Below are 14,202 nucleotides of genomic sequence, written 5' to 3'. Positions count from 1 at the left end.
CGCGCGAGGTTGCTGGGCCGCCGTCAGGTAGTTCGGGGAGCGGATAGAGTTGGGGAAATGAAGAAGCGTGCTCTCCTCGCCGGTGCTCTCGCCGCTCCCACGGCCGCCGGCATCTGGGGTGCGGCCATCGAACCGCACCTCTTCGCGATCCGTCACCACACCCTGCCGCTCCTGCCCGCCGGGGCGGAGACCATCCGGGTCCTCCACGTCGCCGACCTGCACCTGGCCCCCTGGCAGAAGCATCGCGCTTCCTGGGTCAAGGCGCTCACCCGCCTCGAACCCGACCTGGTGGTCAACACCGGTGACAACCTCTCAGCCGACATCGTCCCGACCGTCCTCGATGTCTTCTCCGGACTCCTCGACGTTCCCGGCGTGTTCGTGCTCGGTTCCAACGACTTCTTCTCCCCACAGGCGAAGAATCCTGCGAAGTATCTGCGCTCACCATCGGAAGTCAAACACCGGGTCGAACCCGACCTCGACGTCAAGGCCCTCATCCGAGGATTCGAAGGCACGGCCGGCAGCCCGGTTGCCGACCCAGATGGCAGCGGCTCCGCGGTGGGGAGCGGTTGGCATTTCCTCGACAACGCCGAGGCGTCCCTGACGATCAAGGGCACCCGCATCGACTTCCGCGGACTCGGCGATGCCCATATCGATCGTGACCGAATCAGCTGGAGTGGGGGAGAGCCGGGCGAGGGGACCCTCGACTTTCCGCGCTTCGACTCCGCCGCCGGACTCAAGGTGGGTGTCACCCATGCCCCGTATTCGCGGACCTTGGAGGCGTTCGCCACGGCCGGGGCGGATCTCATCATGGCCGGGCACACCCATGGCGGACAGATCCGCGTGCCCTTCTGGGGCGCGCCCGTGACGAACTGCGATCTCGACCGGACACGCGCGAGAGGCGTTTTCGCCTACCGGGAAAGCCGCGTGGCGATCTCGGCCGGTCTCGGGTTCTCACCCTACTCACCAGTGCGTTTCGCCTGTCGGCCGGAAGTCAGCGTCCTCGAACTCGTCGCGAAGGCCTGACCCATTCAGCGGTTTCTGAAGATTTGCACAAGGCCTATTCGTTAAACTGGTTCGCATGGTGTCTCCTGAGTCAAATCCCACTCCGACCAAAATGGGCGCGTTCATGCAGTTCGTGGCCGTCAGCGCGGTCGCCGGCATCGTCGCCGCCGGTCTTGCCATCCCCGGAGTCGGCGTAGCCACAGCCAGTGCGAACAGTGCGGTCGAGATCTTCGATTCTCTTCCGGCCACCCTGGAGATCAAGGACCTCGGCGAGAAGTCGACGATGCTTGCCTCCGACGGTTCCGAGATCGCGGAGTTCTATTGGCAGAACCGCCAAGAGGTGCCCCTCGACAAGATTTCAGAAGACATGCGGAACGCGACGATCGCGGTCGAAGACTACCGGTACTTCGAGCACGGCGGCGTCGACATCGAGGGCATCGCCCGTGCAGCGGTGCACAATATGGTGTCCTCGACGACTCAGGGCGGATCGACCCTGACCCAGCAGTATGTGAAGAACGTGCTCGCAGAGAATGCCCACGCCGAGGAGGACTCCGAAGGTGTGGCAGCAGCGAAGGAATCTGACGGCACTGCCGGATACGCGCGTAAGCTGCGCGAGGCCAAGCTCGCTGTCGCGGTTGAGAAGAAGTACGACAAGAAGGAGATTCTCAACCGCTACATGAACATCAACAACTATTCGGGTTCCCCGAACGTCTACGGCGTCGAAGCTGCCGCTTATCGATACTGGGGAATCCACGCCAAGGATCTCAACATCCAGCAGTCGGCGATGCTGGCAGGAATCGTGCAGAACCCCTTGGCGTTCAACCCGCAGCGGTTCCCCGACCAGGTGCTCAAGCGCCGCAATACGGTGCTCGGGCAGATGCTCAAGTACAAGCACATCACCCAGAAGGAATACGACAAGGCGGTCAAGACCGACCTTGATCTCGATCTGCATGAGACCCCGAACGGCTGTTCGTCGGCGAAGAGCAATGCGCAGTTCTTCTGCGACTATGTCGAGAATGTCATCAAGAACGACGAGACATTCGGAAAAACCGTCGAGGAGCGCATCGCGTTCCTCCAACGCGGTGGTCTGACGATCAAGACCAGCCTCAAGCCGGACATCCAGAAGATCGCGGACAAAGAGGTCAAGAAGCGCGTCCCCGTCGGCGATCCCTCCGGCGCCGGTCACGCTCTGGTGACGATCGAGCCGGGCACCGGTGAGGTCATCGCCATGGCCGAGAATCGTGAGTACACGGTTGGCGACGTCAAGAAGAAGGATAGGTACAAGAAGACCTCGATCAACTACACGGTCGACAAGAGGCACGGCGGAGGCGGCGGTTTCCAAGTCGGTTCGACCTGGAAGCCCTTCGTGCTGACAACCTGGCTGAAGTCGGGCAAGAGTCTCAACGCGACCGTGAACGCGACGAAACGGAACTTCCCGGCCAGTTCGTGGAAGTACGACGGCTGCCCGAGTATGGCCGGAGACTGGGACCCGAACAACGCCGGTGACGGTAAGGGCAACGGGTCGATGACGGTGCTCGACGCCACGAAGCATTCGGTCAACACCGGCTATGCCGCAATCGGCAACCAGCTGAACATGTGCAAGATCATGGATACGGCTATGGATCTGGGCATCCGCTACGGCAGCGGCGAGTCGCTGGACTATGAAAACAAGTCCGGCTTCATCCAGGCGCTGTCACCTTCATCGATCCTCGGTACGACGGAGACCACTCCGATCGCTATGGCCGCGGCCTACGCAACCTTCGCGAATGAAGGTGAGTTCTGCGGACCGAAGCCGATCACCGAGATCAAGGACCGCAAGGGCAAGAAGCTCGACGTTCCGGGTGAAGGCTGTAAGCGCGTGCTCGATAAGGAAGTGGCCAAGGGCGTCGCCTACGCCCTGACCCAGACCTTCAACGGCGGTACGACGAGCTCGCTGAAGATCGGCGTTCCTGCCGGTGCCAAGACCGGTACGACGAACTTCGAAGTCGGCCACACCTGGCTGCTCGGATTCACCAAGACCCTGGCGACCGCGGTCTGGACCGGTGATCCCAATGGAACGCGGGACTGGAGAACCAACGGTGCCGGTGCGGTCCGTGGCCAGATCTACGGTGCCACGCTCTCCGGTAAGACCTGGCAGGCCTATATGAGCCAGGCAGCGCGAGAGACCAAGGGCAACACCGGCTTCCCGAAGCCCAGCAGCAAGTACTTCTCCGGTGGCGGCTCCGGCGGTGGAGGCGGGTCCTCGACCGGCCCGAACCGCAGCGGCGGCAACGGCGGCGGAGGCAGCAACAACGGCGGCGGAGGCAGCAACAACGGCGGCGGTGGCGGCACCGGCGGCGGAGACAACGGCGGCGACGGTGGGGACGAGGACGAAGCTCCCGGCCTCGGCGGCAACTGAGCCAGCGCAACCGAGTCGAGCCGCGGCAGCCCGTCAAAAGCCGGCTGAGATCCGTTCACACGATGTCTGAGGGCGGGGAGGATGAGATCATCCTCCCCGCCCTCAGGCGTGTTCGATCGGAGGAGTGTCCGCCCCTCGGCTGAGGTGCTCAGCTGAGACGGACTGGGTTAGTCTGGGGAACACAACCGCGTCGTCGACCGAGCCGGGACAGAGCCGGCAGAATCAGACCGCCGACGCACCCGTCACCGAGGAGAATCATGACCAAGTGGGAATACGTCACCGTGCCGCTCATCGTCCATGCGACGAAGCAGATCCTCGATCAGTGGGGCGAAGACGGCTACGAGCTCGTCCAGGTCGTTCCGGGACCGGACAACAACGGACTCGTCGCCTACCTCAAGCGTCCGAAGGAATGATCTGAACCCGTCAGGCTTCCGCACCCCACGTCGAAAGAGGAACCATGTCCCAAACCCTTGACCGCATCGCCGAACTGGGCCTCGAACTGCCCGAGATCGCCGTACCCGCCGGCGTCTACGTCCCCGCCCTGCGCACCGGAAACTATGTCTACACCTCCGGCCAGCTGCCCGTCGTCGACGGCAAACTGCCGGCGACAGGCCACCTGGGCACCGACGTCGACGTCGACACCGGTTACCAGTTGGCCCGCACCGCCGGGCTCAACGCTCTGGCAGCGATCGCCGGTGTCATCGGTGACCTCGACAAGGTCGTGCGCGTCGTCAAGGTCACCGGCTTCGTCAACTCTGCCGACGATTTCACCCAGCAGCCGGCTGTCATCAACGGCGTGTCCGAACTCTACGGAGAGATCTTCGGCGATCGCGGACAGCACGCTCGCAGCGCCGTCGGCGTGAACACACTTCCTCTGGGCACGCCCGTCGAGGTCGAGGTCGTCGTCGAGGTCGCAGGCGATGCCGCTTAGCGGACGCACCCTTGCCGTCTCGTCGGAATTGCGGTGGCTGCTCGACCACTGGCAGTCCGACGGACGGTGGCCCGTCCCCGAGGCGCCCCGACCCACCTCGGCGATCGTGCTCATCCGGGACGCCTCGGAAGGTCTGGAACTCTTCATCACCCGGCAGCTCGACGCCCGCGGGGTCGAGGACCGCAACCGGTGGGCGTTTCCCTCCAGCAGTCTGCGCCCCGGTGATGTGCGCAAACTGCCCCTGGCCGGATGGAACTCGGCCCGCTGTGCCCGGGCACTGAGCATCGAGAACAAATCTCGTGCTCTCCACCATTTCTCCGCGGCCGCCCGCATCACTTTCGCTGCCACCGGAATCCTGCTCGCCGAAGACATCGACCGGGAGATCGTGGCCGCCCCGCAGACGGACTGGCGCTCTACCCGATCTCGGCTGTTCTCCAACGAGGTCTCGTGGTCCCAGGTCCTGCGCGACCGCGACCTGCGTCTGCGCCCGGATCTGTGCAAGCCATGGCTGCGCTGGATCAACACTCCCACCCAGTTGCACCGCTTCGACACCACGTTCTTCATCGCCACCGTGCCTTTCGGCCAAGAGGTCGACTTCCTGTCACCGAACGAGACCTCCGGCGGATGGAAACGCCCGGGCCAGATCCTCGCCGAGGTCGGCGGCGATCCCGACAGCATCGGTGCCGCCACCCATCTCATCGTCGAAAGTTTTGCCGAGGTTGCGAGCGTGGGTGCGGCCATGGCCCAGATCCGCAACGCCCACCCGCTGCGGCCGGAGATCATCAACGACGACGGCGAATGGAAGGTCGTTATCCAGACCGGGAAGGATCCGCACAGCAAGGGTTCGCTGCGTGATCGGGCGATCGCCGTGGGCGAGATCGACAACGACCACAATCCCGGCTTCCTGACATTCAGCAGCGATGACGACGGTGACGACAGTACAGACGACGAAGACGAGGACTCATGAGAATCCGTGCGAACAATCCAGGCCCGATGACCCTGAGCGGGACGAACACCTACGTGCTCACCAGCCAGGACGACGGCTCCGCAGTGATCATCGATCCCGGCCCGGAGCTGGCAGAGCACCGGGGGGCCTTCCTCGCCGAGGTGGCTGATCGTGATCTGCGCGCCATCGTCCTCACCCACCAGCACGCCGACCATTCGGAGATGCTGGGAAGCATCGAACAGTGGGCCCCCGAAGTGCCCGTCTATGCCGTGCTCGGCCGCTTCGCCCGACACACGGATCCGCTGTCCGACGGCGACGAGATCCCCTTCGGCGACACCGCCGCCGACGTTCTGCGCGTCGTGGCCACCCCCGGCCACACGAGCGACAGCATCAGCCTCATCCATGCGGGGACGCTGTACAGCGGCGACACGATCCTCGGGGAGGGGACGACGATCGTCACTCATCCCGAGGGGTCCCTCCGCGACTATCTCGCGTCCCTCGACCGTCTCAGGGCGCTGCTCGACGCGGGGGAGTACGCGATCATCGAACCCGCGCACGGCCCGCGCATCGATAATCCCGCCGAGGTCATCGACTACTACCGCTCCCACCGACGCGAACGCATCGAGCAGGTCGAAGCCGCCCTCGCACGCGGTGCCACCACTGCTTCCGAGGTGTGCGACATCGTCTACCACGACGTCGACGTCAGCGTGCGTCCCGCAGCCGAACAGATCGTCAAGGCCCAACTGGCCTACCTCGACGCTCTGCCCGCCGCCGACGACGCCTGAGAGCACAGGCGGGACCTGCTCGCCGCACCCGCACAGCACGCGCCCCGAGCGCGGCGATACGCCCCGTACACGACGAAACGCCCCAACCGACCGGTCGGGGCGTTTCGTCGTGCTCGGCGCTCGGGCCGCTGAGAGGGTCAGCGGGCGCGGTTGCGCATCCGGTCCATGTCGAGGATGACGACGGAGCGAGCCTCGAGGCGGATGAAACCGCGGGCGGCGAAGTCGGCCAGGGCCTTGTTGACGGTCTCACGAGAGGCACCGACGAGCTGTGCGAGCTCCTCCTGGGTGAGGTCGTGGGCGACGAGCACACCGTCGGGAGCCGGCTTCGAGAAGCGGGCGGCGAGGTCGAGCAGCGCCTTGGCGACACGACCGGGCACATCGGAGAACACGAGGTCGCCGACGGTCTCATTCGTCCGACGCAGACGCTGAGCCAAAGCCTTGAGCAGGTTCATCGCGGCCTGCGGACGCTCGTTGAGCCAGGTGGTCAGGTCCTCGTGCTTGAGGCTGAGCAGCTCCGACTGGGAGACAGCGGTGACGGAAGTGGACCGTGGGCCCGGATCGAAGAGGCTGAGCTCGCCGATGAGTTCGCCGGGGCCGACCACGGACAGCAGATTCTCACGGCCATCGGAGGATTCACGGCCGATCTTGAGCTTGCCCGAGGAGACGATGTAGAGCTCGTCACCGGCATCGCCCTCATGGAAGAGCACGGTGCCCCGACGGAGACTCCGCGGGTTCATGAACTTCATCAATGCACTGGTGGCTTCATCGTCCAGACCTGCGAAGAGCGTCGCGCCCCGCACCACTTCAATATCCACTGGTTCCTCCTTGTCGTGATAATCACACACAAATCTACCTGGTCATCTGCATCGATACCAGCAAAGACGCGGGAGTAGGGCCCACCAAAATGAAAACCCGTCCCACCGGCCTCCAACGCCTGAGACGCTGAAGCCATTCCCACAACCCGTCCGCCCGCCCCACCCGATTCGCCCGGTCGGCCCGAGCCACGGATGTGAGCGGGGCAACTGCGGAATTCCTGGGTACGGATTAGGATGGTGAGCCGTGTTGACGGTGGCAGAGAAGAGCGCGCGGAAGTTCGCGAAGGAGACCCCGCTGGGGCGGACCCGCCGAGCCCGGAAGATCCATCGGATCCTCGCCGAGGTGTATCCGAACGCACAATGCGAACTCGACTTCGAGACCCCGTTCCAGCTGCTCATCGCCACCGTCCTGTCCGCGCAGACCACCGACATCCGCGTCAACGCGGTCACCCCGGGTCTGTTCGCCGCCTTCCCCGACGCCCATTCGCTGGCCGTCGCGAATCTCATCGAGGTCGAGGAGCACATCCGCTCCACCGGCTTCTATCGCGCCAAGGCCCGCAACATCGTCAGACTCGCGAACGAACTCGTCGACGAATACGACGGGGTGGTGCCGAACAAGCTCAGCAAGCTCGTCGAACTCGCCGGGGTCGGCCGCAAGACCGCGAACGTCGTCCTCGGCAACGCCTTCGACACCCCCGGCCTGACCGTCGACACCCACATGGGTCGGCTCGCCCGCCGCTTCGGATGGACCGAGGAGACCGACCCGGTCAAGGCCGAACATGAGATCGCCGCCCTGTTCCCGAAGAAGGACCTCACCCTTCTGTCCCACCGGGTGATCTTCCACGGCCGCCGCATCTGCCACTCCCGCAAGCCCGCCTGCGGGGCCTGTCCGCTGGCGGCCCTGTGTCCTTCCTTCGGAATCGGCGAACTCGACCCCGACAAGGCCCGCGCCATGCTCAGATTCGAAATGGCCCCGGAAGCCACCGTCGCCGAGGCGACCGCCCCGGCAACGACAGCCCGGACCACTGCCGACGCTTCCGAGGACGACCAGTGAGCACCGGCATCCCGGACCTGCCGCCGGAGTCCGCGACCATCGCCGACGGGGCGCTGCGCGGTCAGCTCGAAGATCTCGCGACCTCCCACGGTTCCCCTCTGTGGCTGCGCAGGCAGAAGAGCTCGCAGGCGGGCCAGGTCAGAGATGCCGCCGTGCTTATGCTCTTCGGCCGCGGGGGAGCACCCCGCACCGAGGCGGGTGAGGCCGAGACCGCGCGCCTGGCCGAATTCGGGGTCGATGATGTCGACATCGTGCTCCTGCAGCGGGCCGCGACCCTGCGCCATCATCCGGGGCAGGTGGCCTTCCCGGGAGGTGGACGTGACCCGGAGGACGATTCCATGGCCGCGGCCGCCCTGCGTGAGGCTGAGGAGGAAGCAGGGATCGCCCCGACCACCGTGGAGGTCCTCGGACAGATGGACCCCCTCTACATTCCCGTCTCGAAGTTCGAGGTCACCCCGGTCATCGGCTACTGGCGGCGGCCGGGTGCGGTGCAGGTGATGGACGAACGCGAATCCTATTCCGTCTACCGTGTGTCCATCGCTGATCTCGTCGCTCCTGCCAACCGCGGCACTTTCACCCGTCCCGACCTCAAGATCTCGACTCCGGCCTTCGATGTCGGTGTGCTCAAGGTGTGGGGCTTCACTGCCGGCATCCTCGATTTCGCGCTTGACCACCTCGGCTGGGCCGGGGACTGGGACAAGCAAGCGCCCATCGGCATCGATTTCTGAAACAGAGACAGAGACGGCGCTGGACTTCAAGTCCAGCGCCGCCTCAGTGTTTCAGTGATGGAGTGGTGTCAGTACCGGGGGCCCGAGGGGTTCTTCAGTGCGCGCTTGACCGAAGCGATGAGCGATTTGGCCGAGCCGATCGCGGTGCCCGGCACCGGATTGCCCTTCTTCAGCAGAGGGAGGGCGACGAGGACGAGGACGATCGCGAGAACGGCGAGGATGCCGAAGACGATGAGGAAGCTTCCCCACCACGGCCAGCCGAGTCCCTCATGGAACGCAGCCGCACCGGCGAAGATCACCATGAAGGAGGACAGGAAGAGGAAGAACAGGGCGACGATGGCCAGGCCGGCGCCGATGCCCAGGTTCTTCGCCCCGGCAGTGGCTTCGGCCTTGGCCAGAGCGATCTCTTCCTCGGCGACTGCTTTGGAGTCGTCGCTGATGCCTTTGATCAGTTCGCTGATCGACCGTTCGGCCATGGGGAGCTCCTATATCGAGAACGAGGACAATCTAACTTAAGAGTAGTCTGAAGGCGCCCTGCGGCCAAAGGCGAATCGGCGAGAATCCGAGGAAAACCCGCCGGATCCAGGCCGGAACGTTCCTCGAGAACGTCCGCTGTCACCGGCGGGTCTGCCCTGAATGTCTCAGGAGTTCGCCACCGACTTCTCGATGCCATCCATCACCGAGGCATCGGCGAGCGTCATCGTGTTGCCGACCTCCCGGTTCTCTGCGACGTCCTTGAGCAGACGGCGCATGATCTTTCCCGACCGGGTCTTCGGCAGGTCGGTGACGATGTGGACCTTCTTCGGCTTCGCAATCGGGCCGATGTCCTTACCCACATGCTGGCGCAGCTCCTCGGCCGTCTCAGCGGAATCCTCGACGCCGTTGGAGACGATGACGAAGGCGACGACGGCCTGACCGGAGGTGTCGTCCGCAGCGCCGACGACAGCCGCCTCGGCGACCTTGGAATGAGCGACGAGCGAGGATTCGATCTCCGCGGTCGACAAGCGGTGCCCGGAGACGTTCATGACATCGTCGACGCGGCCGAGGAACCAGATGTCGCCGTCCTTGTCGCGGCGGGCGCCGTCCCCGGCGAAATAGGTGTCCTCGAACCGTGACCAGTAGGTCTCCTTGAAGCGCTCCGGGTCTTTCCAGATGCCGCGCAGCATCGCCGGCCACGGCTGACGGATGACGAGGAGACCGCCCTCGGGGCCGGCCGGGTTCTCACCCGAATCGTCGACGACGTCGACGGAGATTCCAGGGATCGGGCGCTGGGAGGAGCCGGGCTTGGTCGAGAGCACTCCGGGCAGGGGAGCGATCATGTGTGCGCCGGTCTCCGTCTGCCACCAGGTGTCGACGATCGGGCAGCGCTCGGCACCGATGACACGGTGGTACCAGCGCCAGGCTTCGGGGTTGATCGGTTCGCCCACGCTGCCGAGCAGGCGGAGGCTGGACAGGTCGTACTTCGCCGGGATGTCCTCTCCCCACTTCATGAAGGTGCGGATAGCCGTCGGTGCGGCGTAGAGGATCGTGGCCTTGTACTTCTCGATGATCTCCCACCAACGGCCCTGATGCGGGGTGTCGGGGGTGCCTTCGTAGACGATCTGGGTGGCACCCGCGGCCAGTGGGCCGTAGGTGACATAGGAGTGCCCGGTGACCCAGCCGACGTCGGCGGTGCACCAGAAGACATCGGTCTCGGGTTTGATGTCGAAGACGGCCTTCATCGAGTACAGCACCTGGGTGAGGTAGCCGCCCGAGGTGTGGAGAATGCCCTTCGGCCGACCGGTCGTGCCGGAGGTGTAGAGGATGAACAGCGGGTTCTCCGAGTCGAAGAATTCGCATTCGTGCTGGTCGCTGGCCTGACCGATGGTGTCGTGCCACCACTGGTCCCGGCCGTCGACCATGTCGACGTCCTGACCGGTGCGCTGGACGACGAGGACATGCTCGACAGGGGTGTCGCCGGCGGACAGGGCCTCATCGACGGCGGGCTTGAGGCTGGTGGGTTTGGCGCGGCGGTAGCTGCCGTCGGCGGTGATGACCACGCGGGCCTCTGCGTCGATGATGCGCGAGCGCAGAGCGTCGGCGGAGAATCCGCCGAAGACGACCGAATGGGCCGCGCCGAGGCGGGCGCAGGCGAGCATCGAGATCATCGCTTCGGGGATCATCGGCAGGTAGATGGCCACCCGGTCTCCCGCCTTCACACCCAGGTCCGTGAGTGTGTTCGCCGTCTTCGACACCTCGGCGAGGAGTTCGGCGTAGGTGTAAGAGCGGGAGTCGCCCGGTTCGCCTTCGAAGTTGATGGCCACACGGTCGCCGTTGCCGGTGTTGACGTGACGGTCGAGGCAGTTGTAGGCGACGTTGAGCTTGCCACCGACGAACCATTTCGCGAACGGCGGGTTCGTCCAGTCGAGGACCTCACCGAAGTCGGCGTTCCAGTCGACGAGCTCACGAGACTGTTCGGCCCAGAAGCTCAAGTAGTCGGCATCGGCACGTTCGTACTCGTCGGCCTTGACATTGGCACTGGCCGCGAACTGCTCAGGCGGTGCAAAGGTCTCGGTCTGCTCGGCAGTGGTTTCGGTCATTCTTCCCTCCGACATCTTTGGTGGATCGAAATTCTAGTTGCACTGTATACCCGCAGACGGGGACGAAGACGGGCAGTTTCGGCCGATGAACGGTGGAATCGGGGGTAGCCATGACGACAATTGCGTGGTATAGGTCACAGGCAAGCCGGTGTGGTCGACGAGGACGGTGGGCCGCCTCGGCGAGGGGACGAGGACGGATCCGAGTGCAGTTCAGTATGCGCAGATGAGTGCGCAGGCACCCTGTGTTCTGCAAGGATGGGGGGCAGAGTCTGTCGGGATTCGTCCCGTGCAGGCACCGCAACACTGTTCCTTTTCCCCAAGATCGAGTGGAGTGAGCGATGAGTTCGCCGCAGCATCCAACCGGGTCCGGGCCGCATCCGTGGCAGGATCAGCCCCCGCAGCACCCAGGCCAGAACGCACCGCAGGCCGGCGGCCAGCCGCCCGTCTACGGATCAGGTCCAGGGCCGGTCGCCTCCGGACCAGGTCAGGCCTACGGCTCCGCACCCGGGCCCTACGGTTCCGCCCCCGGCCCCTATGGTTCCGCACCCGGCCAGAACGCCGCGGCACCGGGACCCTATGGTTCGGCCCCGGCGCCGGCACCGGCACAATACGGTTCGGGCCCTGGCCCATACGGCTCGGCACCCGGACCCTATGGTTCGGGTCCTGGACCCTACGGTTCCGCGCCCGGACAGTTCGGTCAGGCTCCTGCACCCAAGCAGAAGACCGGCCCGGGTCTCATCGGTCCTCTGACTCTGCGGGACCTCTTCCTCCTGTTCGCCGGTCTCCTCGCGTTCATCGCACTGTTCGTGCCCAATCGCAGCGATTTCTATTTCGGGTACTCTCACACCCTGTGGCACTGGCATATCACCACAATCGGCCCGCTCGTCTTCGAGGTGCTGGCGATCCTGCTGATCGTCGCGGCCGTACTCGTCAATAAGCTCGGCAACGGTCGTATGCGGGTGGGCTCGCTCAGCCTCGATCAATTCATCTCGGCGGTATCGGCTGTCGCGTTCGCCTTCGCGTTCGTCGATCTGATCACTTCGGTCATGTTGTGGCACGTCGGCGCCTACTTGACGTTCTTCGCCGCGCTGATCGCCTTCTTCGCCGGCGTCTTCACGATGATCCCCTTCTTCGCTCAGGAATTCGCCGTTCGCGAAGCCATCGAAACCCATCCGAAGGCACGTCCCGTCTCCAAGCACACGCCGCATCCGGCGCCGGTGGCCAATGTTCCCGGCGGCAACGCCGGCGGCCCCGGGTTCGCTCCTTACGGTTCGGCTCCTGCCGGGGCAGGTCAGCCGGGATTGGGTCAGCCCGGACAGGGTCAGCCGGGACCGGGCCACCCCGGAGCAGCCGCATTCGGTGCACCCGGTCAGCCGGGTCAGGCCGGTCAGCCGCATCAGACCGGAGGCGACCAGTTCGGTCAGAACCAGTTCGCCGCTTCCGGGCAGCCCGGCCAGCAGCCGGACCAGCAGCAGTTCGGGCAGCCGGACCAGCCGCGGTTCGGGCAGCCGGACCAGCCGCGGTTCGGGCAGCCCGACGAGGCGCAGCAGCCCAACCCCTATGCGCCGCCGCAGCAGCAGGACGCTGAACGTTCGGGCAATGCCTTCGCGGCCTCTCCGGAGCATTCGAACGCTGACGGACCGGTCCACAGCACCGGCGACGGACAGACCTACCTCGGCCGTCGAGATTCGCACGCTCCGCAGCACTCACAGAGCGAGCCGACTCAGACCTTCGGCGTCGGCGCCGGCCACGATCAGAGCGAGGCCCGTGCTGACCAGCCGACAGAATCCGGTGACGAGACGCATTCAGGCGCCGGGGCAGCGGCTGCCGGCGCCGGTGTGATCGGTGCCGGCGCTGCGGCGGCCGGGGTCGCCGCAGCGCACTCGGACTCCGAGCGTCGCCGCGGCCGCCACGCCGCACCGGACTCAGACACTGCTGAGACGAACGAGGCTCAGGGCTCCGCCGAACCCACTGCGACCGCGGACTCCGCCCCAGTGTCGGAGGACGAGGCACCGACGGTCGTCTCGCCGGCGGAGAGCAGCGACCTCGTGTCGAAGGTCAACGCCAAGACCTCGGACACGAACGTTGGAACTGCCGAAGACGCGGCCATCGACGGAGGAGACACCGGAGCGAAGCCCGTGACGGACTCCTCGTCCGATTCCGCCTCCGAGTCTCCGTCAGGCTCCGCACCGCAGTCCGGCTCCGCAGAGCAGGCGGACTCCCCGCAGGAGTCGATCGAGCAGCCGTCTCCGACATCACAGTCGGAGTCGGCTTCACAGCCGGCCGGCGCCTCTGCGTCGGACGCCGCCGAGGACAATGCCAACATCGGGGTCTCCGAGGCGACTGCAGTGAACACCCCAGCCGGTGAGGACGTCGTCCCTGCGGCCGACGGGACCGCCACCCGTTCGGAGCGCACCGAGGCTCCCGAAAGCGAAGAGCCGACGCAGTACGTGCCCGTCGCCAGCTACCGGAACCGTCCCGAGGCCGAGAACCCGGCGAACTCGGGATCGGACCGCACGGACGACGACACCGTGGCTCAGACCGCCATCGACAATGAGCCGGTTCCGGCCGATGCCGGCCAGGGCGGCACCCACGCGGGCCAGGGCAACGACCAGGGCAACGAGCAGGACGGCGGCCGCACCATCGTCCAGGCGTTCTGGTTCGCCGTTCCCGAGCCGCGTGAAGCCGTGGATCCGACGACCGGGCTGCCCGTGTTCACGATCTACCCGGGCGACTGGTACCTCAGCCTCGAGGACAACGGTTCCTGGTTCAAGGTCCGCGACACCGACGGCAGCGAAGGAATCCTGCGCAACATCGAGGGAATCCAGCGCGGCTGAACCGGTGCGCATCCACTCACACACCGGTGCTGTGGATGAAACACGGACCGGCCGGCGCCCCCGGGCCCGGCCACGCGTGACCGGCTGCTTGGCGCAGCACGGCTGACCTGGGCGATGACCCCAGCGG

12 protein-coding genes are annotated in these 14,202 nt (G+C 65.5%); 9 read left to right on the top strand and 3 right to left on the bottom strand.

The features are described from left to right. Positions 1-57: 57 nt before the first annotated feature. The 6 genes from ACSE4D_RS04115 to ACSE4D_RS04090 all read left to right on the top strand — a co-directional run bounded on the left by ACSE4D_RS04115 (position 58) and on the right by ACSE4D_RS04090 (position 6,062). A complete protein-coding gene (locus tag ACSE4D_RS04115; RefSeq protein ID WP_135537291.1) occupies positions 58-1,023 on the top strand; it encodes a metallophosphoesterase in 966 nt (321 codons plus the stop codon). A gap of 55 nt (positions 1,024-1,078) precedes the next feature. Continuing rightward, complete coding sequence (locus ACSE4D_RS04110; RefSeq protein ID WP_425119330.1) at positions 1,079-3,400, top strand: transglycosylase domain-containing protein; 2,322 nt, start codon at positions 1,079-1,081, stop codon at positions 3,398-3,400. Positions 3,401-3,657: 257 nt separating this feature from the next. Beyond that, positions 3,658-3,813, top strand: a complete 156-nt coding sequence (locus ACSE4D_RS04105) for a hypothetical protein (RefSeq protein WP_009883339.1) — start codon at positions 3,658-3,660, stop codon at positions 3,811-3,813. A 44-nt stretch (positions 3,814-3,857) separates the two neighbouring features. Next, the gene (locus ACSE4D_RS04100; RefSeq protein ID WP_135537289.1) at positions 3,858-4,331 is read left to right on the top strand and encodes a RidA family protein; all 474 of its coding nucleotides are present in this window, start codon (positions 3,858-3,860) and stop codon (positions 4,329-4,331) included. Beyond that, entirely contained in the window at positions 4,321-5,298 is a 978-nt protein-coding gene (locus ACSE4D_RS04095; protein ID WP_135537288.1) for a hypothetical protein, read from the top strand. The genes ACSE4D_RS04100 and ACSE4D_RS04095 overlap by 11 nt, the downstream gene beginning before the upstream one ends. After that, positions 5,295-6,062, top strand: coding sequence for an MBL fold metallo-hydrolase (locus ACSE4D_RS04090; protein WP_135537287.1), 768 nt, complete (start codon positions 5,295-5,297; stop codon positions 6,060-6,062). Before ACSE4D_RS04095 ends, ACSE4D_RS04090 begins: the two co-directional genes overlap by 4 nt. Positions 6,063-6,199: 137 nt before the next feature. Here ACSE4D_RS04090 and ACSE4D_RS04085 read toward each other — a convergent pair whose 3' ends face one another. Next, positions 6,200-6,877 (bottom strand): Crp/Fnr family transcriptional regulator, encoded by a 678-nt coding sequence (locus ACSE4D_RS04085; RefSeq protein ID WP_135537286.1) that lies wholly within the window; start codon positions 6,875-6,877, stop codon positions 6,200-6,202. Positions 6,878-7,121: 244 nt separating this feature from the next. Here ACSE4D_RS04085 and nth point away from each other — a divergent pair, with 244 nt between their 5' ends. Together nth and ACSE4D_RS04075 are read left to right on the top strand one after the other, a co-directional pair. After that, positions 7,122-7,931: an endonuclease III gene (gene nth, locus ACSE4D_RS04080; protein WP_425119332.1), complete on the top strand. Its 810-nt coding sequence runs from the start codon at positions 7,122-7,124 to the stop codon at positions 7,929-7,931. Continuing rightward, positions 7,928-8,659: an NUDIX hydrolase gene (locus ACSE4D_RS04075; RefSeq protein WP_135537284.1), complete on the top strand. Its 732-nt coding sequence runs from the start codon at positions 7,928-7,930 to the stop codon at positions 8,657-8,659. The genes nth and ACSE4D_RS04075 overlap by 4 nt, the downstream gene beginning before the upstream one ends. 68 nt (positions 8,660-8,727) lie before the next feature. On the opposite strand, the gene ACSE4D_RS04070 is transcribed toward ACSE4D_RS04075, so the two are convergent. Beyond that, positions 8,728-9,135 carry a phage holin family protein gene (locus tag ACSE4D_RS04070; RefSeq protein WP_135537283.1) on the bottom strand — a complete coding sequence of 136 codons (408 nt, stop codon included), beginning with the start codon at positions 9,133-9,135 and terminating at the stop codon, positions 8,728-8,730. 165 nt (positions 9,136-9,300) lie between these two features. Then, positions 9,301-11,238 carry an acetate--CoA ligase gene (acs, locus tag ACSE4D_RS04065; RefSeq protein WP_436326688.1) on the bottom strand — a complete coding sequence of 646 codons (1,938 nt, stop codon included), beginning with the start codon at positions 11,236-11,238 and terminating at the stop codon, positions 9,301-9,303. Between the two features lie 338 nt (positions 11,239-11,576). Here acs and ACSE4D_RS04060 point away from each other — a divergent pair, with 338 nt between their 5' ends. Continuing rightward, positions 11,577-14,075, top strand: coding sequence for a hypothetical protein (locus tag ACSE4D_RS04060; protein WP_436326687.1), 2,499 nt, complete (start codon positions 11,577-11,579; stop codon positions 14,073-14,075). Positions 14,076-14,202 lie beyond the last annotated feature (127 nt).

The organism is Brevibacterium sp. FAM 27836 (assembly GCF_051351055.1).
Classification (GTDB): domain Bacteria; phylum Actinomycetota; class Actinomycetes; order Actinomycetales; family Brevibacteriaceae; genus Brevibacterium.
The sequence above is the reverse complement of the archived record's forward strand: the minus strand, read 5'-3'. Positions and strand labels throughout refer to the sequence as shown.